The organism is Streptomyces sp. NBC_01707 (assembly GCF_041438805.1).
Taxonomy (GTDB): Bacteria; Actinomycetota; Actinomycetes; order Streptomycetales; family Streptomycetaceae; genus Streptomyces.
Genome location: NZ_CP109190.1, coordinates 2,278,533 through 2,304,867, shown reverse-complemented (window position 1 = coordinate 2,304,867; position 26,335 = coordinate 2,278,533). Strand labels below are relative to the sequence as shown.

General features: G+C 70.7%; 23 protein-coding genes and 1 pseudogene. 15 read left to right on the top strand and 9 right to left on the bottom strand.

From position 1 onward, the window contains the following. The first annotated feature begins 76 nt into the window (after positions 1-76). The 6 genes from OG963_RS10390 to OG963_RS10365 all read left to right on the top strand — a co-directional run bounded on the left by OG963_RS10390 (position 77) and on the right by OG963_RS10365 (position 9,187). The gene (locus OG963_RS10390) at positions 77-2,206 is read left to right on the top strand and encodes an alkaline phosphatase family protein (protein WP_319328229.1); all 2,130 of its coding nucleotides are present in this window, start codon (positions 77-79) and stop codon (positions 2,204-2,206) included. Between the two features lie 27 nt (positions 2,207-2,233). Then, entirely contained in the window at positions 2,234-4,339 is a 2,106-nt protein-coding gene (gene ligA, locus OG963_RS10385) for an NAD-dependent DNA ligase LigA (RefSeq protein ID WP_371798795.1), read from the top strand. A 184-nt stretch (positions 4,340-4,523) separates the two neighbouring features. Further along, positions 4,524-5,345: a rod shape-determining protein gene (locus OG963_RS10380; protein ID WP_093778941.1), complete on the top strand. Its 822-nt coding sequence runs from the start codon at positions 4,524-4,526 to the stop codon at positions 5,343-5,345. Positions 5,346-5,392: 47 nt separating this feature from the next. After that, the gene (locus OG963_RS10375; RefSeq protein ID WP_319328222.1) at positions 5,393-5,968 is read left to right on the top strand and encodes a hypothetical protein; all 576 of its coding nucleotides are present in this window, start codon (positions 5,393-5,395) and stop codon (positions 5,966-5,968) included. 51 nt (positions 5,969-6,019) lie between these two features. After that, on the top strand, positions 6,020-8,323 hold the full coding sequence (gene secD, locus OG963_RS10370; protein WP_319328219.1) for a protein translocase subunit SecD: 2,304 nt from the start codon (positions 6,020-6,022) through the stop codon (positions 8,321-8,323). A 132-nt stretch (positions 8,324-8,455) separates the two neighbouring features. Beyond that, positions 8,456-9,187 (top strand): YoaK family protein, encoded by a 732-nt coding sequence (locus OG963_RS10365; RefSeq protein WP_371798794.1) that lies wholly within the window; start codon positions 8,456-8,458, stop codon positions 9,185-9,187. 39 nt (positions 9,188-9,226) lie between these two features. Here the strand turns inward: OG963_RS10365 and OG963_RS10360 are convergent, their stop codons facing one another. Then, on the bottom strand, positions 9,227-10,036 hold the full coding sequence (locus OG963_RS10360) for a helix-turn-helix domain-containing protein (protein ID WP_030916246.1): 810 nt from the start codon (positions 10,034-10,036) through the stop codon (positions 9,227-9,229). Between the two features lie 62 nt (positions 10,037-10,098). On the opposite strand from OG963_RS10360, the gene OG963_RS10355 reads away from it, so the two are divergent. Further along, positions 10,099-10,404, top strand: a complete 306-nt coding sequence (locus OG963_RS10355; RefSeq protein WP_093778947.1) for a 4a-hydroxytetrahydrobiopterin dehydratase — start codon at positions 10,099-10,101, stop codon at positions 10,402-10,404. Positions 10,405-10,635: 231 nt separating this feature from the next. Here the strand turns inward: OG963_RS10355 and OG963_RS10350 are convergent, their stop codons facing one another. Further along, on the bottom strand, positions 10,636-11,040 hold the full coding sequence (locus tag OG963_RS10350) for a DUF5997 family protein (protein ID WP_030916239.1): 405 nt from the start codon (positions 11,038-11,040) through the stop codon (positions 10,636-10,638). Between the two features lie 58 nt (positions 11,041-11,098). Between OG963_RS10350 and OG963_RS10345 the strand changes: the two genes are divergently transcribed. From OG963_RS10345 to OG963_RS10335, 3 genes are all read left to right on the top strand, one after another. After that, complete coding sequence (locus tag OG963_RS10345; protein WP_093778949.1) at positions 11,099-11,863, top strand: LysR family substrate-binding domain-containing protein; 765 nt, start codon at positions 11,099-11,101, stop codon at positions 11,861-11,863. Between the two features lie 72 nt (positions 11,864-11,935). After that, on the top strand, positions 11,936-12,679 hold the full coding sequence (locus tag OG963_RS10340) for a class I SAM-dependent methyltransferase (RefSeq protein ID WP_319328212.1): 744 nt from the start codon (positions 11,936-11,938) through the stop codon (positions 12,677-12,679). 158 nt (positions 12,680-12,837) lie between these two features. After that, positions 12,838-13,767: a trans-aconitate 2-methyltransferase gene (locus tag OG963_RS10335; protein WP_093778953.1), complete on the top strand. Its 930-nt coding sequence runs from the start codon at positions 12,838-12,840 to the stop codon at positions 13,765-13,767. Here the strand turns inward: OG963_RS10335 and OG963_RS10330 are convergent. From OG963_RS10330 to OG963_RS10315, 4 genes are all read right to left on the bottom strand, one after another. After that, entirely contained in the window at positions 13,764-14,249 is a 486-nt protein-coding gene (locus tag OG963_RS10330; RefSeq protein WP_093778955.1) for an RICIN domain-containing protein, read from the bottom strand. The genes OG963_RS10335 and OG963_RS10330 overlap by 4 nt on opposite strands. A gap of 90 nt (positions 14,250-14,339) precedes the next feature. Then, complete coding sequence (locus OG963_RS10325) at positions 14,340-15,176, bottom strand: aldo/keto reductase (RefSeq protein WP_093778957.1); 837 nt, start codon at positions 15,174-15,176, stop codon at positions 14,340-14,342. Positions 15,177-15,283: 107 nt separating this feature from the next. Beyond that, positions 15,284-17,083: a long-chain fatty acid--CoA ligase gene (locus tag OG963_RS10320; protein WP_030916221.1), complete on the bottom strand. Its 1,800-nt coding sequence runs from the start codon at positions 17,081-17,083 to the stop codon at positions 15,284-15,286. 228 nt (positions 17,084-17,311) lie between these two features. Continuing rightward, entirely contained in the window at positions 17,312-18,214 is a 903-nt protein-coding gene (locus OG963_RS10315; protein ID WP_093778959.1) for a LysR substrate-binding domain-containing protein, read from the bottom strand. Positions 18,215-18,331: 117 nt separating this feature from the next. Between OG963_RS10315 and OG963_RS10310 the strand changes: the two genes are divergently transcribed. After that, positions 18,332-19,396 carry a bile acid:sodium symporter family protein gene (locus OG963_RS10310; RefSeq protein WP_093779055.1) on the top strand — a complete coding sequence of 355 codons (1,065 nt, stop codon included), beginning with the start codon at positions 18,332-18,334 and terminating at the stop codon, positions 19,394-19,396. Positions 19,397-19,557: 161 nt separating this feature from the next. On the opposite strand, the gene fdhD is transcribed toward OG963_RS10310, so the two are convergent. Further along, positions 19,558-20,406, bottom strand: coding sequence for a formate dehydrogenase accessory sulfurtransferase FdhD (gene fdhD, locus OG963_RS10305; RefSeq protein ID WP_093778961.1), 849 nt, complete (start codon positions 20,404-20,406; stop codon positions 19,558-19,560). Between the two features lie 5 nt (positions 20,407-20,411). Next, a pseudogene (locus OG963_RS10300) lies at positions 20,412-20,594 on the bottom strand (Fe-S-binding domain-containing protein); the annotation flags it as partial. A gap of 275 nt (positions 20,595-20,869) precedes the next feature. Here OG963_RS10300 and OG963_RS10295 point away from each other — a divergent pair. Together OG963_RS10295 and OG963_RS10290 are read left to right on the top strand one after the other, a co-directional pair. Next, positions 20,870-21,826, top strand: a complete 957-nt coding sequence (locus OG963_RS10295; RefSeq protein WP_093778963.1) for a beta-ketoacyl-ACP synthase III — start codon at positions 20,870-20,872, stop codon at positions 21,824-21,826. Between the two features lie 64 nt (positions 21,827-21,890). Beyond that, the gene (locus OG963_RS10290) at positions 21,891-22,568 is read left to right on the top strand and encodes a GntR family transcriptional regulator (protein WP_030916204.1); all 678 of its coding nucleotides are present in this window, start codon (positions 21,891-21,893) and stop codon (positions 22,566-22,568) included. A gap of 96 nt (positions 22,569-22,664) precedes the next feature. Here the strand turns inward: OG963_RS10290 and OG963_RS10285 are convergent, their stop codons facing one another. After that, the gene (locus OG963_RS10285) at positions 22,665-24,131 is read right to left on the bottom strand and encodes an MFS transporter (RefSeq protein WP_093778965.1); all 1,467 of its coding nucleotides are present in this window, start codon (positions 24,129-24,131) and stop codon (positions 22,665-22,667) included. Between the two features lie 176 nt (positions 24,132-24,307). On the opposite strand from OG963_RS10285, the gene OG963_RS10280 reads away from it, so the two are divergent. Together OG963_RS10280 and OG963_RS10275 are read left to right on the top strand one after the other, a co-directional pair. Beyond that, the gene (locus OG963_RS10280; protein ID WP_030916199.1) at positions 24,308-24,754 is read left to right on the top strand and encodes a MarR family winged helix-turn-helix transcriptional regulator; all 447 of its coding nucleotides are present in this window, start codon (positions 24,308-24,310) and stop codon (positions 24,752-24,754) included. A 393-nt stretch (positions 24,755-25,147) separates the two neighbouring features. Then, positions 25,148-26,329, top strand: a complete 1,182-nt coding sequence (locus tag OG963_RS10275) for an ROK family transcriptional regulator (RefSeq protein ID WP_030916195.1) — start codon at positions 25,148-25,150, stop codon at positions 26,327-26,329. The last annotated feature ends 6 nt before the right edge of the window (positions 26,330-26,335 follow it).

Here is a 26,335-nt window from a genome sequence, read left to right as displayed (position 1 = left end):
CGTACGAGCCCGCTGTGAAAGGCTGGGAGCGGGCCCTCGGCAGTATGGCGGCCCGGACGTGTGAGGTGGCAACGGCGTGAGTGACGGGCGATGGCGAACGGCCGGCAGCGCCCTCGTGCGGGTGATCGTGGTGTGGGCCGTCTCGACCCTCACGATGCTGGCGCTCGCCGGGATTCTGCCGGACTTCCAGCTCCAGTCGGACAACGGTGACAGCATCACCAGGATCGCGTTCACGGCCGCCTGGGGCGCGGGCGCCTTCGGTCTGCTCTCCGCGCTGGTCTGGCCGGCTCTCGTACGGGCACTGCTCATCGTGCCCGCCTTCGTCCTGGGGATGCTGGTCTTCTTCCTCAACGGCTCGCTGCTGCTGGTCGCCCTGCGACTCACCCCGGACGGGCGCGGCGCCGCCAACCCGGAGACCGCGGTCGTCGTCGCCGCCGTGATGTCCGCCGTGGCCTCCGCGACATCCACCGCGCTTGCGGTCCGCGACGACAACGCCTACCGCCGCAGACTCTCGCGCCTGGCCGACCGGCGCCGTCGTCGCACCGGCACGGGCCGGGGCTTGGACACAGGTCGCGGTGAACCGCCCGGAACGGTCTTCATCCAGCTCGACGGCGTCGGCCACGACGTCCTCGCGCGGGCCGCCGCCGACGGTCTGATGCCCACCGTCGCGCACTGGCTCGGCGACGGGTCGAGCCACCGGCTCACCCCGTGGCGCACCGACTGGTCCAGCCAGACCGGCGCCAGCCAGCTGGGCATTCTGCACGGCAGCAACTACGACATACCCGCCTTCCGCTGGTACGAGAAGGAGACCGGCGACGTCATGGTCTCCAGCAGACCCGCGAGCGCCCTCGAACTGCAACGGCGCGCCATCGTGCGCACCCGTGACGGCGGGCTGCTGACCCTCGACGGAGCCAGCCGCGGCAATCTCTTCAGCGGTGGCGCCGACCAGCTCGCGCTCGTGCTGTCGATGGCCGCACGGCGCGGCAAGGGACGCCGCTCACGGGCCGGTTACTTCGCCTACTTCTCCGACCCGGCCAACGCCGTCCGTACCGCGCTGTCGTTCGTCGCCGAGGTCGTCCGGGAGATCGTCCAGTCGACCCGGGCAAGGCTCCGGAAGGACACGCCCCGGATCAAGCGCGGCGGCCTCTACCCCTTCATCCGCGCCTTCGCGACCGTCGTCGAACGCGATGTGGTGGTCGCCGCGGTCATCGGCGACATGTTCGCCGGGCGCACCGCCGTCTACGCCGACCTGGTCGCGTACGACGAAGTGGCGCACCACTCCGGGCCGCACAGCCGGGACGCGGAGAAGGTACTGACGCGGCTGGACCGTTCCCTCGCCCTGATCGTCAAGGTCGCCGAACACACCCCGCGCACCTACCGGATCGTGCTGCTCTCCGATCACGGACAGAGCCCGGGGGAGACCTTTGCGGGGGTGTACGGGCTGACGCTCAAGGACCTGGTGCGGGCGGGCTGCGGGCTGCCCGTGCCGCGTCGGGCGCAGCACACGAAGAGTGCCTCGGAGGCGCGTGACGCGGTACGGATCGCCCTGCACCGGCCCGTCGAGGGGAGGGCGATGGAGCACGCCGGACCCCCGTCGGACCCGATTGTCCTGGCCTCCGGCAACCTCGGCCTGATCTCCTTCCCCGACATCGACGGACGCGCGGCCCGCGAACAGCTCGACCGCCGCCACCCCGCGCTGCTCCGCACCCTCGCCGATCACCCCGGCATCGGCTTCCTGCTGGTCCGCAGCGAGCGGCACGGATCGGTCGTGCTGGGGCGCGGCGGCGCCGAGATCCCGGTGTCGGAACTGAAGGACGGGGAAGGCCCACTGGCCCCGTTCGGCCCGGGTGCGGCGGCCGCGGTGCGGCGCACCGACACCTTCCCGCACGTCGCCGATGTGATGGTCAACTCGATGTACGACCCGGACACGGGCTGCGTGCACGCCTTCGAGGAACAGATCGGCTCGCACGGCGGACTCGGTGGTCGGCAGTCACGGCCGTTCCTGCTCTGGCCCCGCTCCATGTCGGATCCGGTGGCCTCCCACGCATCGGCGGAGCCGGACGCGGAGCTGGTGGGGGCCGAGCAGGTGCACGAGGTGTTGCGGCGCTGGCTGCGGGAGTGCTCCGGGCCGCAGGTGCCGCTGACGCCCCACGACGAGGATGACGCCGGCCAGGCGGGCGGCGGGACCCTGCCGGCGGCCGGCTGAGCGGCGTTGTCAGTGGTGGGCGGCAGGATGGGGGCCATGACGAACTCAGCTGTTGTGCTCGCCGATGCCGCCACCTACGCCGCCGCGGTCGAAGAGGCCTCGGCGGCCGCCGCCGCGTACTACGCCGCGGGCGAGAGCACGATCGACGACGACGCGTACGACCGGCTGGTGCGCGGGATCGCCGCGTACGAGGAGGCGCATCCGCAGGACGTGCTGGCCGCCTCGCCGACCGGCAAGGTGGCCGGCGGCGCCGCGGGCGGGGACGTGCCGCACACGGTGCCGATGCTCTCCCTGGACAACGTGTTCTCCGCCGAGCAGTTCGTCACCTGGACGGCGTCCCTGGAGCGCCGGATCGGCAGACCGGTGGCCGCCTGGTCCGTGGAGCCGAAGCTCGACGGACTCGCGGTCGCCGCCCGTTACCGGTCGGGCCGGTTGGAGCGCCTGATCACCCGGGGCGACGGCACCGCGGGAGAGGACGTGTCGCACGCGATCGGCACCGTCGTCGGGCTTCCGGAACAGCTCGGCGAACCGGTGACGATCGAGATACGCGGTGAGATCCTGATGACGAACGAGCAGTTCGAACACGCCAACACCGTGCGCACCGAGCACGGCGGTGCCCCCTTCGCCAACCCGAGGAACGGCGCCGCGGGAACCCTCCGCGCCAAGGACCGCCCCTACACGGTCGAGATGACGTTCTTCGCGTACGGTGCCCTGCCGCTGCGCGAGTCCGGCGAGCTGACCGGCACCCTGGCCGAACTCCCGCACAGCGAGGTCCTGGAGTACGTCGCCGGGCTCGGTGTGCACACAGCGGCGGACACGGACGTGGCGCCACGCACCGTCACGACCGTGGAGGAGGTGCAGGCGCGGGTCGAGGAAGTCGCCGCGCTGCGCGCCTCGTTGCCGTTCGGAATCGACGGCATCGTGATCAAGGCGGATCTCGCGGCCGACCAGCGCGATGCCGGTTCGGGGACCAGGGCGCCGCGCTGGGCCATCGCGTACAAGCTCCCGGCCGTCGAGAAGGTCACCCGGCTCCTCGCCGTCGAATGGAACGTCGGCAGGACGGGCATCATCGCGCCGCGCGCCGTCCTGGAGCCGGTCGAGATCGACGGATCGACCGTCAGCTACGCCACGCTGCACAACCCGGCCGACATCACCCGCCGTGATCTCCGCCTGGGCGACCGGGTGATGGTCTACAAGGCCGGCGACATCATCCCCCGTATCGAAGCGCCCGTCGCCCATCTGCGGACCGGCGACGAGAAGCCGATCGTCTTCCCGGAAACCTGCCCGCAGTGCGGCTCCGAGATCGACACCGGTGAGCAGCGCTGGCGCTGTGTCCGGGGCCGGGACTGCCGACTGGTCGCCTCCATCTCGTACGCAGCGGGACGGGACCAGCTCGACATCGAAGGGCTCGGGGCGACCCGCGTCGTCCAGCTCGTCGATGCCGGCCTCGTCGCCGACTTCGCCGATCTCTTCACGCTCGAACGCGAGCAGCTGCTCGGGCTGGAGCGGATGGGCGAGACCAGCACCGACAATCTGCTGGCCGCCATCGAGACGGCACGCAGCCAACCCCTCTCCCGGGTCTTCTGCGCACTGGGGGTGCGGGGCACCGGGCGCTCCATGTCACGGCGGATCGCCCGCTACTTCGCGACCATGGACCGGATCCGGGCCGCCGATGCCGATGCGCTCCAGCAGGTCGACGGCATCGGCAAGGAGAAGGCCGCCGCCGTCGTCGCGGAGCTGGTGGAGCTCGCCCCGCTGATCGAGAAGCTGGTCGCCGCCCGGGTCAACATGGCCGAGCCCGGTGCGACGCCGCCGCCGGAGCCCGGTGAGGAGGACGCGGAGGGCGCCGCGGACGGCGAGGCGGCGGCCGAGCGGCCGCTGGACGGGATGACGGTGGTGGTCACCGGAGCCATGACCGGGGTGCTGGAGAAGCTCTCGCGGAACCAGATGAACGAACTGATCGAGCGGGCCGGCGGGAAGTCCTCGTCCAGCGTCTCCAAGCGCACCACACTGCTGGTCGCCGGGGAGAAGGCCGGGTCCAAGCGCACCAAGGCCGAGGACCTCGGCGTACGGATCGCCGCGCCGGACGAGTTCGCCGAGCTGATCGCCGAGTTCCTGCCGTCGGAGGTGTGAGGGGTGGAACACTCAAGCGCCCGTACGCGGGGGTGGACGGACGGGCGCGCCGATCCCTTGGATTTTGCCTGATAGTGGCTTTCTTTGCCTTCTTATTGCATAGTGAAGGCTCGGTCGTGCCTCGCTATCGGGGGGTCGACGTGTGTGTGAACGGCTGCTGCGGCAGGCCGGGGGGTGAGGGAAGATGCATTCTCCGCACAACGGACGGCGGCACGGCCGGTCCATCCGCAAGGGATACCGCGGTGTCACCCGCGGACTCGCCCTCGACCTCGGCAGTTCCTGCACCCGCGCCTGGATCCCCGGACTCGGCATCGTCACCGACGCCGAGTCCGGGGATCCCGAGAGTGGGTCCGGCCACGGCCGTCCCGTCCGACGCGGGCGCATCGTCGACCCCGAGTCCTGCGGCCGGATTCTCAGCCGCATCGCCGCCACGGCTCTGGGCACCGACCGGAGCGAGACCCTGATCGTCCTCAGCCACCCGGTACTCGCCGGGCCCGAACACCGGGCCGAGGTGCGGGAGCTGCTCGCCGCACTCGGGACGACGAGCATCATCGTGCTGGACAGCGCGAGAGCCGCTGCCGCCTACGCCGGACCGCAGGACGGCGGCCCGCTGCTCGTCGTCGACATAGGCGCCGAGCTGACCGAAGCCACCCTCCTGGTCGACGGAATGGTCCGTGACGCCCGCCAGGCCGAGACCGGGCTCAGCGACCTCGGTCGCGATGAGCCGCCCACCGCCGTCGTCCGCACCGCACTGGACATGATCATGGAGATGTGGCGGCAGGACCGACACGGCGCGGTACTCGGAGCCCTCCGCAAGGGGCCGCTGCTCGCCGGCGGCGGTGCGCTGCGCCCCGACGTCACCAACCGGATCGCGGTCCGCCTCGGGGTTCCGGTGCGGCTCGCCGACCACCCGGCCACCACGGTGGTCCGCGGGGCGGGACTGATCCTCGGCTCCGCGCTCCGGAAGGCCGGCGCGGCACCCGCCCTGCCCGGCCCGGTGAGGTGACCACCTTCCCGGGGGCGTCCCCGGGGTACACACCCCTGCGACGGTGGATGGACAGCCCGGCCGGCCGAGGGCGCGCGACGGCGGCCCGTCGAACCCTGGCCGTGCTCCTTCTCGTCGTGCTCACCGTCGTCGGCGGCGCGTCCGCAGCCGTCGCGGCCACCGGAGGCGTGACCCCGCCACGCTCCTTGTCCGGTCCTGCGGCTGCCGGAGGCGTGACCCCGTCACGCTCCCTGTCCGGTCCTGAGTCCGCCACCACGCACACGCCCGCCGCCCCGACGCCCGCCCGGCGCACCGACCTGACCGCCCGCCCCGGCCCCCCGCACGACACCCGGCCGCCCCGCACGGCCACGGCGACCGGCCACGACCGCACGGACCTCCCGGCCGTTCCCCGCCCCTGGGTCGCCACCGACCACATCCGCATCCAGCATCAGCTCCCGCCGCCCGGCCCCGGCGGCGCGCTGTTGCCGGGGCCGTTCCGTATCCAGGCACCGCTTCCCGCCCGGCAACAGGCCGTGGATGTTCCCTCCTTCGCATCCGACCGCTTCCGCGTGGCGCTCCCCGGCGTACGGGGCCCTCCGAGGACGGACCGTTCCCTCGGCCACCGTTCTGCTCGACAGATCTGACGGCGCGTCCTCGCCGAGGTGAGGGCGGCCGGCGTCCCTCGGAGGATTTCCATGACTCGCGCCACCACGGTGCGAGCGGTCCTGGCTGCGGCCGTGCTGCTCGTCTCCGTGCTCATCACGCTGACCATGTCACCCAGACTCGGCCTCGATCTTCAGGGGGGCACCAGGATGGTGCTCCAGGCCAAGGACTCCGCCACCGCGAAGGCGGACCGGGAGAGCACCGACCGGACCCTCGAGGTGCTGCGCCGGCGCATCGACTCGCTCGGCGTCGCCGAACCGACCCTGACCCGTTCCGGGGAGGACCGGATCATCGTCGAACTGCCCGACGTCCAGGACCCGCGCAAGGCCGCCGAAGTCATCGGCAGAACCGCCCAGCTCAGCTTCCACGCCGTCCGGGGCCCAGGCACGGAACAGGAGAAGGGCAAGGCCGCAGGGCTGTCGCTGCCCGACGAGGAGGGCCGCCTTCTCGCTCTCGGCCAGGCCCGGCTCACCGGAGCGGGCGTCAAGGACGCCGGGGCCTCCTTCGACGCCCAGCAGGGCGCCGGCTGGACCGTCGCCCTCGACTTCCACAAGGACGCGGGCCGGGAGTGGACCCGGCTGACCGGCGAAGCCGCCTGCCATCCCGCTCAGGACGAACGGCGACGGGTCGCCATCGTCCTCGACGACCGGGTCATCTCCTCGCCCCAGGTCGCCCCGTCCGTCGGCTGCAACGTCGGCCTGCCGTCCGGCTCCACGCAGATCACCGGCTCCTTCGGCGCCGACGAGGCCCGCGATCTCGCGCTGCTCATCAAGGGCGGCGCGCTGCCCCTCCCCGTCGAGATCGTCGAACAGCGGACCGTCGGCCCGACGCTCGGCGCCGCCGCCATCGACGCCAGCGCCCGGGCCGCCCTCATCGGCGCCGCCGCCACCGCCCTCTTCATCACGTTCGTCTACCGGCTCTTCGGCGCCCTCGCCGCGACGGCCCTGGCCGCGTACGGGGTCATCTCGTACGCCGCGCTGGTCGCCCTCGGCGTCACCCTCACCCTCCCCGGACTCGCCGGATTCGTCCTCGCCATCGGGATGGCGGTCGACGCGAACGTGCTGGTCTTCGAACGTGCGAGAGAGGAGTACGCGCAACGGTCCGGCCGTCCCCTGCGCTCCGCGATGACCGCCGGGTTCCGTAACGCCTGGAGCGCGGTCGCCGACTCCAACGTGACCACACTGATCGCGGCCGGTCTGCTCTTCTTCCTCGGCTCCGGACCGGTCAAGGGCTTCGGGGTCACGCTCGCCATCGGTGTTCTCGCGTCGATGTTCTCGGCGCTCGTCATCGCTCGCGCCCTCACCGAGATCGCGTCCCGCTCACGATTCGTCGGCGACTACCGGGGTGTCAACGGCATCGCACGCCCCGGACGGGTACGGACCTGGCTGGCCCGCCGTGACCCGCAGCTGTTCCGGTCCCCTCGCCGCTGGCTGCTGATCTCCACGGTGCTGATCGCCGTCGCGGGCCTCGGCATCGTCGTACGGGGTGTCGACCTGGGCGTGGAGTTCACCGGCGGCCGGCTCGTCGAGTACTCCACGAGCCGGCCCGTCGACGTGGAGACCGCCCGCACCGTCCTGGCCGGAGCGGGATTCGGCGACGCCGAGGTGACCACGGCGGGCGCCGGCGACCTGTCCGTACGCACGGGAGACCTCGACAACCACGAGGAGCACGCCCTGCGTGCCGCCCTCGCCGAGGAGGGCGGCGACACCACCAAGGTCCGCGACGAACTGATCGGCCCCAGCCTCGGCGACGAACTGCGGCGCAACGCCATCATCGCGCTCGCCGTCGCCGTGCTCGTACAACTCGCTTATCTGGCGGTCCGGTTCCGCTGGACGTTCGCCCTCGCATCGGTCGCCACGCTCGTCCACGACGTCATCCTGCTGGTCGGCGTGTTCGCCTGGCTCGGCCGCACCGTCGACGGCATCTTCCTGGCCGCACTCCTGACCGTCATCGGCTACTCCGTCAACGACTCGGTGGTCGTCTTCGACCGGGTCCGCGAACTGTGGGCGAAGGCACGCCGAGAATCCGTGACGACCATCGCCAACCGTGCCGTGCTGCAGACCGTGCCCAGAACCGTCAACACCGGCATGGGTGCCCTCTTCATCCTGGCCGCCCTCGCCGTGCTGGGAGGCGACTCCCTCGAGGACTTCGCGCTCGCCCTGCTCATCGGCATCTGCGTCGGCACGTACTCCTCCGTCCTGACTGCCGTACCGGTCGCGCTCACCCTGGAGAAGAGAGCCAAGACCCCGCCGCCCGCCCGCAAGCGCGCCTCCGGACGCACATCCGGCGCAGGGGCGAGACGCCGGGACCCGCTGGACAACGGGGCGCGCGTATAACCGCATCGCACTCCGACGACGTGTGCCGCCCCCGCCCAGCGGTGCGGGGGCGGCACACGCTGCGGCGGTCCCGCGTTCCGCACCCCGGTCAAGGCACAATCCTGATTCGGTCCCGGTGATTGGAGCGTGCCCATGCCCGACATGCTGCGTGACGCCTGGGCCACCCTCGTGCCCGACATGACCGACCGGCACGGGCCGCTGCCGCCCCTGCTGCTCGCCCTGACCGTCGTCACCGGCCTGGTCGACGCCGTCAGCTATCTGCAGCTGGGCAGGGTCTTCGTCGCGAACATGACCGGCAACGTCGTCTTCTCCGGCTTCGCGTTCGCCGGGGCCGCCGGCTTCTCGCTCGTCGCGCTCGCCGCCTTCGCCACCGGGGCGCTGCTCGGCGGCCTGCTCGTGCACCGCACCCACGCCCACCGGGGCAGAATGCTCCAGTACGCGCTCCTCGCCGAGACCGTGTGCGTCGCGGCCGCCGTGATCGTCACGCTGGTGTCCGGTACCCCGTTCGTGGGAGGGGCCCGCTTCACCCTCATCGTGCTGCTCGCCCTCGGCCTCGGCGTGCAGAACGCCGTCTCCCGCGCCCTCGCGGTCCCCGACCTCACCACGACCGTGCTGACCCTCACCATCACCGGCATCGCCGCAGACAGTCATCTCATCGGAGGAGCCGGCAACAAGACCGGCCGGAGGGTCGTCTCGGCCTGCGCCATGCTGCTCGGCGCCGCAGTCGGAGCACTCGCCGTCCTGAACGGACACCCGGCGCTGCCCGTGCTGCTCGCCGCGGTCATCCTGGTCGTGGCGAGCGCGGCCGCGACCGTCCTGGCCCGCGCCGAAGCCCCGTGGACCCGCCCCCTCGCCAGGAAGTGACACCTCGCGCCCGGCCGTGGACGCACGTGGCGCCGGACCTCAGGAGGTGAGCGACCTCAGATACGAGGCGGTCTCCTGATCGGCGGGCAGGAACGTCTCGATCGCCAACTCGGCCACCGTGACATCCATCGGCGTGTTGAACGTGGCGATGGAGGAGACGAACGACAGCACCCGCCCGTGGTGCTCGATCACCAGCGGCAGCGCGAACGACAGCGCCGAAGGCGGCCCGGCCGGCTCGTCGTGACCGTCGGCGTCCTCGGGCACCGGATAGGCGGCGACCTCCTCGTACAGTTCACGCAGCTCCGCCGAACGGGCCAGCGCGATCTGACGCTCCATCTGGGCCAGCAGATCGGCCCGCCACGCCCGCAGGTTACGGATGCGCGGAGCGAGGCCCTGAGGATGGAGGGTGAGCCGCATGGCGTTCAGCGGTGGGGCGAGCAGATGCTCCGCGACCCCTTCCAGCAGCATCGCGATGCCTCGATTGGCCGCGACCACGGTGTAGGTGCCGTCGACGACGAGCGCCGGATACGGGTCGTACCCCTGCAACAGCTGCTCCATGCCGTCGCGCAGCGCGCCCATCGCCGGGTCGTCGAGCGCGGTCTCCGCGTAGCGGGGCGCGTAACCGGCCACCACCAGCAGGGCGTTGCGTTCCCTGACCGGGATGTCGAGATGATCGGCCAGCCGCAGGATCATCTCCTCGCTGGGGCGCGAACGGCCCGTCTCGATGAACGAGATGTGACGGGCCGAGGAGTCGGCGCGCAGGGCCAGCTCCAGCTGGCTGATCCGTCGCTGCTGACGCCAGCTGCGCAGCAGTGGCCCTACCCCCGTGTCTAGCGCGACAGTTGTCATACGGAGACCGTAACGTCACCGCCACCGCCCATCAGCAACCGACCTCGTGAGGGAGCCGCCCCGTGCCCACCGAACCGCTGTCGCAGAAAGAGATCGAGGACCGGCTGAGCGAGCTGCCCGGATGGGCGCTGGAGGGTGACCGGATCACCCGCACCTACCGGCTCGCCTCGCACTTCGCCGCCGCCGCAATGACCGTCCATGTCGCCCAGATCCAGGACGAGCTGAACCATCACTCCGATCTGACGCTCGGCTACAACACTGTTGCCCTGGCGGTGCACACGCACGATGCGGGCGGTGTGGTCACCGAGAAGGACATGACGCTGGCGGCGCGGGTGGAGGCGGTCGCCACGGTGCACGGCGCGCACTGACGAGACTCAGGTGACGCCAGTGACGGAACGGGGGCTCCGAGCAGCGCGATGTCACGGCGGCTGAACCAGGGCGCCGCGCTCGTCAGGGCGCCGCGCCGAACCGGGGGTGCGCGGCGAGCCGACGCGTAGGGGTGCCACCGCGCCCCACCGCCTCCCCGCGCGCCGCCCGAGTGTGCCCGCCCGCCGGGGTGCCGGCGGCGTCCACCACCGTCGAGCGCGGGGGAGCGGAGGTCAGGCGGTCCGGTCGTCCCGCTCCGCCTGCTTCTCCGCGTTCTTCTCCTTGATGCGGACCGCTTCCTTCCGGACCTCGGCCTGGGTGGCGCGTTCCTTCTGCAGCCACTCGGGAAGCTCCTGCTTCAGCGCCTCGATCTGCTCCGTGGTGAGGGCGTCCGTGATCCCGCCACGCGCGAGACCCGAGATGGAGATGCCGAGCTTCGCCGCGACCACCGGACGGGGGTGGGGGCCGTTGCGCCGCAGTTCCTGCAGCCACTCGGGCGGATCGGCCTGCAGCTCGTTGAGCTCGCTGCGCGAGACGACACCCTCCTGGAACTCGGCGGGGGTGGCCTCGAGGTACACACCCAGTTTCTTCGCCGCGGTCGCGGGCTTCATGGTCTGGGTGGTCTGGTGCGACGTCATGGTGTCAAGAGTAGCGAGCGTGTGCGATACCTCCGACCACGACCGGTAACCTGGCGGGGTGACAGGCTCCGAGATCCCCCCTTCTTTCCGGCTTGCGTATGTACCAGGCGTGACGCCGACCAAGTGGGTGCGTATCTGGAACGAGCGGCTGCCCGAGATCCCGCTGACCCTCGTCGCGGTGACCGCCGCGGAGGCATCCGACGTGTTGCGGGGCGGCGGCGCCGACGCGGGATTCGTGCGGCTGCCGATCGACCGCACGGACCTCAGCGCGATCCCCCTGTACACCGAGACGACGGTGGTCGTGATCCCGAAGGACCACATCGCGGCAGCGGTCGACGAGGTGTCCGCCGAGGATCTGGCCGACGAGATCGTGCTGCATCCCCTCGACGACACCCTCGACTGGGAGCGTCCGCCGGGACGGCCCGCGAACGAGCGCCCGGCCACCACGGCGGACGCCGTCGAACTGGTGGCGGCAGGAGTGGGACTGCTGGTCGTCCCGCAGTCGCTGGCGCGTCTGCACCACCGCAAGGACCTCACGTACCGGCCGGTCACCGGCGCTCCCGAGTCGCGCGTCGCACTGTCGTGGCCGGAGGAAGCGACCACCGACATGGTGGAGGACTTCATCGGGATCGTCCGGGGGCGGACCGTGAACAGCTCCCGGGGCCGCACCGCCACCCCGCCCCAGCCGAAGCAGCGCAAGCGCCCCGACGCGGGCGACGCACGGCGGAAGCCCGCGGCCGGCAAGTCGGGCGGCAAGAGCCCACGGGGCGGTTCCGGCGGCCCGAAGGGTGGCAAGCGAGGCAAGCCGCGCCGTCGGTCGTAGCCCCGGCTTCGCGTATCCGTAGGTTTCCGGCAGCCCCCACCAGGGTCCGGCCGGTGTCCTACAGTCGTCCGCATGCTCGACTACAACACCGAGGCGGCTGTCTACGACGCGACCCGCGGCGGCGTGCCCAGGGCCGAGTCCGCAGCCCGCGCCGTGCTGGGCCTCGTCCCGGAGTCCGCGCGCACACTGCTGGACATCGGGTGCGGTACGGGCCTGGTCACCCAGCGGATCGCGGTGGCCCGGCCCGGACTGAAGGTGGTGGGCACCGATGCCTCGTACGGAATGGCGCGGCTCGCCCGGCAGCGAATCGGGGCGGTGGCGCTCGGCGACGGGCGGCGGCTGCCGGTGGGCGCCGCGACGGTGGACGCGGTCGGCGCCGTCTGGCTGCTGCATCTGCTGCGGGGAGCGGGGGAGGTGCGGGCGGTGGTGTCCGAAGCCGCCCGGGTACTGCGGCCCGGCGGGGTGTTCGTCACCACGGTCGACAAGGACGCGGCGCACGACGTGGGCAGCGACATCGACGAGGCGTTCGCCCCCTATCTGAGGCCGAAGCCGTCGGACAGTGAGGAACTGGTCGTCGCGTACGGGGCGGAAGCGGGGCTCGATGTGGTGGGGGAGGCCCGCTTCGTCGGCCATGGACAGGGGCGGACACCGCAGGCGGCGGCGCGAAGCGTACGCAGGGGCGACTTCGTCTCGCGTCTGGAGCTGCCGGGCGCGGCGGCCGACCGGCTCGAGACGGCGCTGCTGGCCCTGCCCGACCCGGACCGGCCGCGCGGCGACCCGGAGTACCGCTTGCTGGTGTTCCGCCGCCGGGACTGACAGCGGGGCCGTGACGCGCCGACGGCGCGCACGTACCTGGCGCACGAGTGGCGCGACCGCCGTCGGCGACGGAGTCCTCCGAAGGACCGGGCGGCGCGGCTTGCCGAATCGGCGACAACGCTATGCCGGACACCTGACACCGGGCGAGTCTGGTGCGCATGACGAAGCACGCCGGTCACGGCTCTCACCACGACACCGCCCACGCTGGGCACGACCGTCCCGCGCACGGCTCTCACCACGACACCACCGACCTCGACTGGGACGTCATGGGCCCGATCCTGGAGCGGAACGCCGAGCTCAGCAGCCCGCAGTACCAGGAGGCCGCCCGCTGGATCGCCGGTCTTCCCACCGCCCCGCGGGTACGCCGGGTCCTCGACATCGGCAGTGGCCCCGGCGTGATCGCGTGCCTGCTCGCCGAGGCGTTCCCGGATGCCGAAGTCGTCGCCGTGGACGGCACCCCGGCACTGCTGGAGCGGGCCCGGGCCCGCTCCGCACGACTCGGTCTCGGTGACCGGGTCCGCACGCTGCACGCGGAGCTCCCGGACGAGCTGACGAAGCTGGGGGACGCGGACCTGATCTGGGCGGGCAACGCGCTTCACCACATGGGTGACCAGCGCGCCGTCCTCGCCCGTTTCGCCGGCCTGCTGCGCCCGGGTGGCACCGTCGCCCTCGTCGAGGGCGGACTGCCACCCCGTCAGCTGCCGCGCGACATCGGGTTCGGCCGGCCGGGCCTGGAGGCGAGGCTCGACGCGGTGACCGCGGACTGGTTCGAGGAGATGCGGGCGTCCCTTCCGGACGCCAAGCGGGAGACCGAGGACTGGAGCGCCCTGTTCACCGCGGTGGGGCTGGCTCCGCAGGGCACCCGCACCTTCCTTCTCGACCTGCCCGCACCACTCTCCGACCAGGCCCGCGACCATGTCGTCGCCGAATTCGCCCAGCGGCGCGACATGCTCGCCGACGCGCTCACCGCCGACGACCTCGCCGTGCTCGACCGGCTGCTCGATCCCGACGACCCGGCCGGGCTGCGCCACCGCCCGGACGTCTTCCTGCTCACGGCGCGCACGGTCCACCTGGCCCGGCGTGCCTAAAGGCCGTCCTGGGGCACCGGTTCCAACTGCCACCACTGGCCGGGGGAGTCGGTGTCGTCCCACTGCTGGACGTTGGCGCCGTCCGCCGTGCTGCCGTCGGCCACTTCGAGGACGAGTCCGCTGATGAAGCTGACCAGGGTCACGGTGCCCGGCGCATCCAGGTGCTGTTCGAGCAGCCACTCCTGGGCGCCGTAGTTGTTCGCCTTCCACTGCTGGACGTTGGCGCCGTTCTCCGTGGAGGCGTTGGCGACGTCCAGCCGTTTGCCGCTGTGCGCGTTGGTCAGATGGTAGAGGGCGGCGCCCTCGTGGACCGGTGAGAGCTGCCAGTGCTGGGCAGCCGCTCCGTCCCGCTTCTCGCTGCCCTGCTGCACATTGGCGCCGCTGCCCTTGGCGGAGCCGTACACCTCCAGCAGCAGCCCACTGCCCACATTGCGCAGCCGGTACAGGCCCGGTTCGACGACGGGCGCGGTCTCCCCGCTCATGGCACGGTCCTCCAGGTTCGGACATGCGGACGCCGCCCGGCGCGAGGCCGGGCGGCGGTTCCGCGTGTTGCGGTCGAGGAGCGGCGGCGCTCAGGCGCCGACGTTGAACTCGCCCGGGTTCGGGCCGAGGCGCTTGCCCTCGTCCAGCGCGGCGAACGCGGCGAGGTCGTCGGCGTCGAGCTCGAAGCCGAACACATCGAGGTTCTCCGCGATCCGCGACGGCGTCACGGACTTCGGGATCACCACGTTGCCCGTCTGGATGTGCCAGCGGAGCACCACCTGCGCGGGCGTGCGGCCGTGCTTCTGGGCGATGGCGACGACCGTCGGGACCTCCAGGAGGCCCTTGCCCTGACCCAGCGGCGACCAGGCCTCGGTCGCGATGTCGTGCTTGGCGTGGAAGGCACGGGACTCGGCCTGCTGGAGCTGCGGGTGCAGCTCGATCTGGTTGATCACGGGGACCACGGAGGTCTCACCGATCAGGCGCTCCAGGTGCTCGGGCAGGAAGTTCGAGACACCGATGGCCTTGGCGCGGCCGTCGGCGTAGATCTTCTCGAAGGCCCTGTACGTGTCGATGTACGCGTCCTTGGCGGGCACCGGCCAGTGGATCAGGTACAGATCGACATAGTCGAGACCCAGCTTGTCGAGCGAGGCGTCGAACGCCCGCAGCGTGGTGTCGTAGCCCTGCTGGCTGTTCCACAGCTTCGTGGTGACGAAGAGCTCTTCCCGGGCGACACCGGAGTCGGCGATGGCCTTGCCCGTGCCCTGCTCGTTCTCGTAGATCGCGGCGGTGTCGATGCTCCGGTACCCGGACTCGATGGCTGTCCTGACCGCCTTCGTCGCCTCGGTGTCCGGCACCTGCCAGACACCGAAACCGAGCTGGGGCATCTCGACGCCATTGTTGAGGGTGATGGAGGGGACCTGGCTCACGAGCGGTCGATCCTTACGTCGTCGGTTTGGTATACGCGGGTTCAACGATCAAGGGCCCCGATGCATTCCCGGCGAGCGCCAATTCAGGTCGGTGCCCCGGGCACGCCTCACCGGTACAGCGCGTCCACCTCGGCGGCGTACGCGGTCTCGATCGCTTTTCGCTTCAGTTTCAGCGACGGGGTCAGCAGACCGTGCTCCTCGGTGAACTGATGCGCCAGTATCCGGAAGGTACGGATCGACTCGGCCTGCGAGACCGCCGTGTTGGCCGCCACCACCGCCCGCCGGACCTCCATCTCCAGATCCGGGTCGCGCACCAGGTCCGCCGCCCTCATCGGCGGCCGACCCTGCATGGCGAGCCAGTGGTCGACGGATTCCTGGTCCACGGTCACCAGCGCCGCGATGTACGGCCGGTCGTTGCCGACCACGATGCACTGCGCGACCAGGGGATGCGCCCGCACCCGCTCCTCCAGACCAGCCGGCGACACACTCTTGCCGCCCGACGTCACCAGGATCTCCTTCTTCCGCCCGGTGATGGTCAGATAGCCGTCCTCGTCGAGTGCACCCAGGTCTCCGGTGGCCAGCCAGCCGTCGTACAGCACCGCGTCGGTGGCCTTCGGGTCGCCCAGATAGCCGCCGAAGACATTGCTGCCGTACACCCAGATCTCGCCGTCCTCGGCGATGTGCACGGTGGTACCGGGGATCGGCTGTCCGACCGTGCCGTACCGGGTGCGCTCCGGCGGATTGGCGGTGGCCGCCGCTGTCGACTCGGTCAGTCCGTACCCCTCGTACACCGTGATGCCGGCGCCCTCGAAGAACAGACCGAGCTGCCGCTCCATCCCGGAGCCGCCCGACATGGCGTGCCGCACCCGGCCGCCCATCGCGTCGCGGACCTTCTTGTACACGACCTTGTCGAAGAACTGGTGCTGCATGCGCAGCCCCGGCGACGGTCCGGGGCCGGTTCCGAAGGCCTTGTGCTCCATCGCGTCCGCGTACCTCACCGCGACGTCGAAGGCCTTGTCGAACGGCCCGAGCTTGCCCTCCGCCTCGGCCTTGCGCCGGGCGCCGTTGAAGACCTTCTCGAAGATGTACGGCACCGCCAGGATGAACGTCGGCCGGAACGTCACCAGGTCCGGCATCAGCGCCTTCGCCGACAGCTCCGGCTGGTGGCCCAGCTTCACCCGGCCGCGGATCGCCGTGACCTCGACCATCCGGCCGAAGACATGGGCCAGTGGCAGGAAGAGGAGCGTGGCGGCCTCGTCGCCCGGCTTGGAGTGGAAGACCGACTCCCACCGGGCGGCCATGGTGTCCGTCTCGAACATGAAGTTGGCGTGGGTGATCACACAGCCCTTGGGCCGGCCCGTCGTACCGGAGGTGTAGATGATGGTCGCCACGGACTCGGGCGTCACCGCCCGCCGGTGCCGGTGCACCACTTCGTCCTCGACATGGGTGCCCGCGTCGACGAGTTCGGTCACCGCGTCGGCGTCCAGCTGCCACAGCCGTCTCATCCCGGGCAGCCGGTCGATCACCGAGGCGATCGTCATCGCGTGATCCTCGTGCTCGACCACGATGGCGGACACATCGGCGTCGTGCAGCATCCAGAAGACCTGCTCGGCCGAGGACGTCGGGTAGATCGGCACGGACTGGGCACCGACCGTCCACAGTGCGAAGTCGAAGAGCGTCCACTCGTACCGGGTACGGGACATCAGGGCGACCCGGTCGCCGAACCGGACGCCGTGGGCGATCAGCCCCTTGGCGAGGGCCAGCACCTCGTCACGGAACGTCGCGGCGGTGATGTCACGCCAGCGTCCGCTCGCGTCCTTCCGGCCGAGCGCAATCCGATGCGGGTCCTCCTCCGGGTAGTCGAAGACGACATCAGCCAGACCGCCGACGTGGGGCGCGGCCGCCATGGGTGGGACCGTGAACTCGCGCAATGAACTGCTCCTTGTGGCGCTCCGCACAGCGCCGTGACGCTACCTGATGGGACGGCGCGGCGGGAGGGCCCGGAGGCTTCGGGAAGCGTGGCATCTGTACAGGTCAGCCACAAATATCCGGCCACATGGGCAGGGCTCGGGCGCACATCTGACGGAGGAGTAAGTAGCTTGCGCCGGAATCTCCACCGAATCTGTACGCCTCGGTCACGCGCCCTCGCGGCCGCCGATCGTGTTGATCCCGCCGACGGAGCGGATCAGCCGGTCGCCTCCCGCCAGGATCGCCGCCGCGAGCGCGTCCGCCGCCTCCTGGGCCGCTTCCCGGCGGCGGCCGTGCAGCAGGACGAAATCCACATCGCCGAGCTCCGGCAGTCCCGCCCTGGCAGGCACCGGGGCCAGTCCCGGTGGGATGAGGCCGCGGGTGTGCGCCATCACGCCCAGCCCGGCATGGGCCGCCGCGATCAGCCCGCTGAGGCTCGTACTCGTACAAGCGACCCGCCACGAACGGCCGTGTTCCTCCAGCACCTCCAGGGCGCGGGCCCGGGTGATGCCCGGCGGCGGAAAGAGGACCAGCGGCACCGGACGGTCCGGATCGATCCGCACGTGCGGTGCTCCGATCCAGGTCAGCGCGTCCTGCCAGACCAGCTCACCGTGCGTGTCGCCGGTCCGCCGCTTGGCGAGGACCAGATCGAGCCGGCCCGCCGCCAGCTGCCGGTGCAGCGTCCCGGAGAGCTCCACGGTCAGCTCCAGTTCGACCTCCGGGTGGTCGCGGCGGAACGACTCCAGGATCTCCGGCAGCCGGGTCAGCACGAAGTCCTCGGAGGCTCCGAACCGCAGCCGGCCGCGCAGCCGGGTCCCGGTGAAGAACGCCGCTGCCCGCTCATGGGCCTGCAGGATCGTCCGGGCGAAGCCGAGCATCGCCTCGCCGTCCCCGGTGAGGTCGACCCGGTGCGTGTCCCGGGTGAACAGCTGCCGTCCCGTCGCGTCCTCGAGCCGCCGCACATGCTGGCTCACCGTGGACTGCCGCACGCCGAGCCGACGGGCTGCCTGGGTGAAACTCAGCGTCTGGGCGACGGCGAGAAAGGTACGGAGCTGTGCAGGGTCGTACATAAGGTCAGGTTATCGCGATGCGTGATGACAGTGAGAGCGGTATGCGGGATTCCCGATTGCGGTGATCAAGAGCAAGATGGAGAGGGCACGACCTGAACGAGAGAACACGTGGAGCACATGAGCCGCCGCACCCTGAAGCTGCCGTCCTGGTTGCCGATCGACCCGTACATCCTGGCGCTGATCGGCACCGTCGCGGTTGCGGCGTTGTTGCCCGCGTCCGGGGCCGCCGCGGATGTGGCGGACGGTGCGTCGACCGGAGCGGTCGCCCTTCTCTTCTTCCTGTACGGCGCCCGCCTCTCGACCGCCGAGGCGCTCGACGGACTCAAGCACTGGCGGCTCCATCTCACCGTCCTGATCTGCACGTTCGTTGCGTTCCCGCTGCTGGGCCTGGCGGGCGGGAGCCTGGTTCCGTACGTCCTGACGCCCCAGCTCTACAGCGGCTTCCTCTTCCTCTGCCTCGTTCCTTCGACCATCCAGTCGTCGATCGCGTTCACCTCGATCGCCCGCGGCAACGTCCCGGCGGCGATCTGCGCGGGCTCCTTCTCCTCGCTCGCAGGGATCTTCCTCACCCCGCTGCTCGCCGCCGCGCTGCTCGGCAACAGCGGTGGCGGATTCTCGGCGGACGCACTGCTGAAGATCGGGGTCCAGCTGTTGCTGCCGTTCGTCGCCGGGCAGTTGCTGCGCCGCTGGATCGGCGGATTCATCACCCGCCACAAGAAGGTGCTCGGCTATGTCGACCGGGGCTCGATCCTGCTGGTCGTCTACGCCGCGTTCAGCGAGGGCATGGTCGCCGGCATCTGGCACCAGGTCACCCCGGCCCGGCTCGGCGCGCTGCTCGTCGCCGAAGGGGCGCTGCTCGCGCTGATGCTCGCACTGACCTGGTACGGGGCGAAGCGGCTCGGTTTCGACCGGGGCGACCGGATCGCCATTCAGTTCGCCGGTTCGAAGAAGAGCCTGGCCTCGGGGCTGCCGATGGCGAGCGTGCTCTTCGGGGCGCACGCGAGCCTGGCCGTGCTGCCGCTGATGCTCTTCCATCAGATGCAGCTGATGGTGTGCGCGGTGATCGCGAAGCGTCGCTCGCGCGACCGGCTCGACCGGCTCGACCCGCAGCAGGGGCGCCAGGAGCGGTCCGTGACTCCGGCGAGCGGTGCGGCGGCGGAGGAGCCGGTGGCGGTGGGCTGACCGGCCTGCTCGTGGCGTGAGTCGCTGTCCGGTGGCGTGGCGCCACGGCTCGTCGTGCCGCCCCCGAACAGGCCTACGACGTACTCACGGGGGCGGGGCCGGCCGGCGCAGGGGGCGCTCCCCGCCGGCCGGTCCCTGACCCGTGTGGCGGGCCGGGCGGCTCAGCCCTGGCCGACCGTCGCCTCCAGGGCGATGCGGTGGTCACCCGCGTACACGTTCATGGACGGACCCCGCAGGAAGCCGACCAGGGTCAGTCCGGTCTCGGCCGCCAGATCGACGGCGAGCGACGACGGCGCCGAGACCGCGGCGAGCATCGGGATCCCGGCCATCACCGCCTTCTGGGCCAGCTCGAACGAGGCCCGCCCCGACACCAGCAGAATCGCCCGGGACAGCGGCAGCCGGTTGTCGGTCAGGGCCCGGCCGACGAGCTTGTCGACCGCGTTGTGCCGACCGACGTCCTCCCGGATGTCGAGGAGTTCCCCCGTCTCGGTGAACAGCGCCGCCGCGTGCAGACCCCCGGTCCGGTCGAAGACCCGCTGCGACTCGCGCAGCCGGTCGGGGAGCGCCGAGAGCAGCGCGGGCTCCACCCGGACCGGCGGAGCGTCGGCGATCGGGTGCCGGGTCGTGGTGCGGACCGCGTCGAGGCTCGCCTTGCCGCACAGCCCGCAGGACGACGTGGTGTAGACGTTGCGCTCCAGCGTGATGTCGGGGACCTGTACGCCGGGCGCGAGCTTCACGTCCACCACGTTGTACGTGTTCACGCCGTCGGCCGTGGCCCCCGCGCAGTACACGATCGACTGCACCTCGGAGCCGTCACCGATCACTCCCTCGCTGACGAGGAAGCCCGCCGCCAGTGCGAAGTCGTCGCCCGGCGTACGCATCGTGATCGCCAGCGGCCTGCCGTTCAGCCGGATCTCCAGAGGCTCCTCGGCGACAAGTGTGTCGGGGCGGGTGGAGACCACCCCGTCCCGGATGCGAATGGTGCGGCGACGCTCGGTGACCCGTCCCATGGCGGTTAAACCCGATTCTGTACGTGTTGGAAGCCGAAACGGCCCTTGATGCAGAGGTTGCCGTGGGTCACCGGGTTGTCGTGCGGTGAGGTGACCGTGACGAGCTCATTGTCCTGCACATGGAGTCTGACGTTGCATCCCGTGCCGCAGTTGGCGCACGCGGTGGTGGTCTGCGTCCGGGACGGCTCGGCGGAGCGCGGCCCCGACGCAGGTGCCGATCGGACCGGTACCGACAACTGCGACCTTCACGGGGGCTCTCCGTTCGGTAAGGGGCCGAGCGAGGGAACAGGAGGCGATGTCAAGTCGACTGAATATTGTCTACAGTATGTGTTCAAAGGGGTCAAGGGTGTCGTCAAGCCTCCAAGCCGCGGCCGGTAATCCTGTGGGATCACGTGCACCTGTACCGGGCGGTAGCCACCAAGACTGGATAGTTCCTGCCATACGTAGCGAGGGGAACCTCTACATGACCGGCTCACGTGTCGTGGCGCTCGGCCACTATCAGCCCGCCAAGGTGCTCACCAACGACGACCTGGCGGCCATGGTCGACACCAGCGACGAGTGGATCACCAGTCGCGTCGGGATCAAGACCCGCCATGTGGGAGGCCCTGACGAGCCGGTGGACGAGATGGCGGCGCACGCGGCGGCCAAGGCGCTCGCCACGGCCGGTCTGCTCCCCACCGACATCGATCTGGTCCTCGTCGCGACCTCCACCGCCATGGACCGGTCACCGAGCATGTCGGCGCGGGTCGCCGCCCGACTCGGCATGGGTTCGCCGGCCGTGATGGACATCAATGTCGTCTGCTCCGGCTTCACCCATGCCCTCGCCACCGCGGATCACGCCGTCCGGGCGGGCGCCGCGACCCGTGCGCTGGTGATCGGCGCCGACAAGATGGCCGACATCGCCGACTGGACCGACCGCTCCACCTGCGTCCTGCTCGGCGACGGCGCGGGCGCCGCGGTCGTGGTCGCGGATCCGCAGGGTGATGCGGACGCCGCGCCCGGAATCGGTCCCGTGCTGTGGGGTTCGGTGCCGGAGATGGGGCGTGCGGTGCGGATCGAGGGGACGCCGCCGCGCTTCGCCCAGGAGGGGCAGTCCGTCTACCGCTGGGCCACCACTCAACTGCCGCCCATCGCGCGCAAGGTGTGCGATCGGGCCGGGGTCGCCCCCGAGGATCTCGCTGCGGTGGTACTGCACCAGGCCAATTTGCGGATCATCGAACCGGTCGCCCGGAAGATCGGTGCGGTCAACGCCGTCATCGCCCGCGATGTGGTGGATTCGGGCAATACGTCCGCCGCTTCCATCCCCATGGCGCTGTCGAAGCTGGTCGAGCGGGGGGAGGTCGAGAGCGGTGCTCCGGTGCTGCTTTTCGGGTTCGGTGGAAATCTTTCGTACGCGGGTCAGGTGATCCGCTGCCCCTGAGCCCTATTGTGCTCGGTAGACTGTAGACGATAAGCAGTTGCTCGCCGCCCGGAGGGGGACCGCGATGTTGTCCACAGGACTGCCGCAAGGGGCTGTGCCGAAGCTGGAACGGCCCGGTCCGCTGCGTGAGCGTGTCTATGAGGCGCTGCTCGAACTGATCACCACGCGTGCGCTTCGGCCCGGCCAGCATCTGGTCGAGAGCGAACTCGCGGGACACCTCGGCGTGTCCCGGCAGCCGGTGCGCGAGGCGTTGCAGCGGTTGAACACCGAGGGCTGGGTCGATCTGCGGCCCGCGCAGGGCGCGTTCGTCCATGAACCCACCGAGGAGGAAGCGGACCAGCTGCTGTCGGTCCGTACGCTCCTGGAGGCCGAGGCCGCCCGGTTGGCCGCGGCCAACTCGGGCACGGCCGGTATCGCCGCGCTCGAAGAGCTCTGCGCCAAGGGTGAGCAGGCCGTCGCCGACGACGATGTGGATCTCGCCGTTGCCACCAATGCCGCGTTCCACGCCAAGGTCATGGAACTGGCGGGCAATGTCGTCCTCGCCGAACTTGCCGGGCAGGTGGACCGCCGGGTCCGCTGGTACTACACCCCGGTGGCCCGTCAGCGCGGCACCCAGTCCTGGATCGAGCACCGTGCACTGATCGCGGCAATCTCCTCGCGGGACGAACAGCGGGCCACGGAGATCATGCGGACGCACACGGAACACACGCGCAAGACGTACCACCAGCGCGAAGAGGCCTAGGCGAACTCACCGGCGCCGACGCCCACGCAGAAGCAGGTTGCCCTGCCCCGTCACGGGGCAGGGCAACCTGCTTCTGCGTGGGCGTCGGCCGACCGGTCAGGCCTTGACCTCGGCCTCGGTCGCCTCGGAGGCCGGGTGCTGGGAAACGGTGGACCCCGGTTGTGCCGCCGCCCTCACGGGGATGAGGGAAGCAACGACCGCGGCCGCGAGACCCACGCCGCAGCCGATCAGCATGGCGATGCGGAAGCCGTTCTCGGAAGGCAGGGCGTAACCACCGAAGTCGGTGGTCAGCTGGGCCAGGACCACACCGATCACGGCGGCCGAGACCGAGCTGCCGATCGAACGCATCAGGGTGTTGAAACTGTTGGCGGACGCGGTCTCCGACTGCGGGACCGCACCCATGATGAGGGCCGGCATGGCGCCGTAGGCGAAGCCGACGCCCGTGTTGCAGACGATGGTCACGGCCAGCAGGCTCCAGGTGGAGCCGGAGCTGATGAGCGGCAGGGAGATGCCGTAGCCGATGCCGATGATCAGACTGCCCACGGCCAGGGTGACCTTGGGGCCCTTGGCGGCGGAGAGCTTGGCGCCGATCGGCGACATGATCATCATCATCAGGCCGGCCGGCGCCATCCACAGGCCCATGGCGAGCATCGACTGGCCCAGGCCGTAGCCGGTGGCCTCGGGCAGCTGGAGCAGCTGGGGCACGACCAGGGACTGGGCGTACATCGCGAACCCGACCAGGATCGAGGCCGCGTTGGTCATCAGTACCTGGGGGCGGGCGGTCACCCGCAGGTCGACCAGCGGATCACTGATGCGCAGCTCCCACCGGCCCCAGACCAGCAGCACGATGACGGCGGCGGCGAACAGGCCGAGTGTGGTGCCGCTTCCCCAGCCCCAGTCGGCGCCCTTGGAGACGGCGAGCAGCAGGCAGATCAGTGCGCTGCCCAGGCCGATGGCACCGAGAAGGTCGAAGCCGCCCGAGGCGTTGTTCTCGCGGTCCCCGGGCACGAAGACCCAGATCAGCGTGCCGACGGCCAGGGCCAGGGCTGCGACGACCCAGAACAGCACCCGCCAACTGGAGTTCTCGGCGATCGCGGCGGCGAAGGGCAGGCCGAGTGCGCCGCCCACCCCCATGGACGCACTCATGATCGCGATGGACGAGCCGAGCTTCTCGGCGGGCACCACGTCGCGCAGGAGGCTGATCCCCAGGGGCACCACGCCCATGCCCAGGCCCTGCAGACCGCGACCGGCGATCATCGGGACGACGGAGGACGACAGGGCGCAGACCACCGAGCCCGCGATCAGCGGAATCAGAGAGGTCAGCAGCATGCGTCGCTTGCCGTACATGTCGCCGAGGCGCCCGGCGACAGGCGTCGTCACGGCGGCGGCCAGCAGCGTGGCGGTGATCACCCATGAGGCGTTCGACGCGGAGGTGTCGAGCAGCTTCGGCAGTTCCGCGATCAGCGGCACCACCAGGGTCTGCGTGATCGCGGCCACGATGCCCGCGAAGGCGAGGATGCCGACAACACCGCCTGAGCGTGCTGCGGGCTGGGGACTGTCCACGATTACTCCCTGTTGCTTTTCGGGGCCATGGCGAGATGCACCATGCAGTCAATGTGCACCATACACTTCATGTGTGTCTTGCACTCCACGTGCATCATGCATGCAATTCGTGGTATATCTACTGGAAGGTGACCTTCCCGAAAGGAAGGCAAGCCCGCGGCCGAAGGAAACCCTGCGTGGACATGCCCCTTGACCAGATCGAGTTCGAGACCATGCTTCTCGGCCGGTACATGCATCTGCTCACCTATCGGGGCAGCGGGCGACTCGACCGCAGCGCCTACATCCTCCTCAGCCGCATCCAGGCCGAGGGTCCGTTGTCCATCAGTCAGCTCAGCGACGCCTTCGGTCTGGACACCTCCACCCTCAACCGCCAGACCGCCGCCATGCTGCGAGCCGGTGTCGTCGAGCGCATCCCCGACCCCGAGGGGGGCATCGCCCGCAAGTTCGCCATCACCGCCGAAGGCAAGCGCCGCCTGGACAGCGACCGGGCCCAGAACGTGAACGGGCTGGCGCATGTGCTGGCCGAGTGGACACCTGAGGAGGCGGCCCAGCTCGCGCACTGCCTCGGGCGCCTCAACCGCGACATCGAACGCCTCGACGGCCGCCCCTGGCCCCGCGACTGAACGCGGCTCCCGTCCCCTCCCGGGAGGCGAGGGTGACGTGGACGGCGGTACGGGCACGAGACGGTGAAGCCGCCCCGGCTCGCCCGGTAGGGAGCCGTGGCGAAGTCGGCGACATCGGTGCGCGGCCGTTTCGATGTGCGGTCAAGGTGTGCGTGGCTCGGGAGCGTTCGTTCCGGCATCGCTGACTTCCCCGCCGCACGACGCCATGGCGCATGCCTCGAAGGTGCCCGTGCCGAAGCGGGGAATCGGCGAGGCGAACGGCTTTGTCCTCGGTGTGGAGAAAGTTGTAGCGGATTCCTGCGCAACTTCTTCCCACTCCCGGCAACCGCTGCTACGTTCCACTCGAAAGCCCGACGGATGAGCCGATGTGGCGGGGAGGGGCGCGTGAGACGTATGACTGCACGACCCGCGAATGCGCATCAGGCGCGACTGCTCCGGCTGTTGCGCGACGGCGGGCCCAACTCACGGGCACAGCTGGGGGATCAGATCGATCTCTCCCGCTCCAAGCTCGCCGTCGAGGTGGACCGGCTGCTGGAGACCGGACTTGTCGTGGCCGACGGACTCGCCGCCTCCCGCGGTGGGCGTCGCTCGCACAACATCCGGCTCGCTCCCGCACTGCGCTTCCTCGGCGTCGACATCGGCGCCACATCGATCGATGTGGCGGTCACCAACGCGGAGCTGGAGGTCCTGGGCCACCTCAACCACCCCATGGACGTACGCGAAGGACCTGTAGCCATCTTCGAGCAGGTGCTGTCCATGGCGGCCAAGCTCCGGGCCTCCGGGCTCGCGGAAGGCTTCGACGGCGCCGGCATCGGTGTACCCGGACCGGTCCGCTTCCCCGAAGGCGTACCGGTCGCACCCCCGATCATGCCCGGCTGGGACGGCTTCCCGGTCCGCGAGGCGCTCAGCCAGGAACTGGGCTGCCCCGTCATGGTCGACAACGACGTGAACCTGATGGCGATGGGGGAGCAGCACGCGGGCGTCGCACGCTCCGTGGGCGACTTCCTCTGCGTCAAGATCGGTACCGGCATCGGCTGCGGCATCGTCGTCGGCGGCGACGTGTACCGCGGTACGACGGGCAGCGCCGGCGACATCGGGCACATCCAGGTCGAACCCGACGGGCGCGCCTGCGCCTGCGGCAACCGGGGTTGTCTGGAGGCCCACTTCAGCGGTGCGGCACTGGCCCGCGACGCCGAGGACGCGGCGCGCACGGGACAGTCGCAGGAGCTCGCGGCCCGACTGGAGGCGGCCGGCCGGCTCACCGCCGCCGATGTGGCCGCCTCGGCGGCCGCCGGTGACGCGACCTCGCTCGACCTGATCCGCGAGGGCGGCAACCGGGTCGGCCAGGTCATCGCCGGACTCGTCAGCTTCTTCAACCCCGGACTGGTGGTGATCGGGGGCGGCGTGACCGGCCTCGGCCACACGCTCCTCGCCAGCGTCCGGACCCAGGTCTACCGGCAGTCCCTGCCGCTGGCCACCGGAAATCTTCCCATCGTGCTGGGCGAGTTGGGACCGACCGCCGGAGTCATCGGCGCAGCCCGGCTCATCAGCGACCACCTGTTCTCACCGGCCTGATCCTCG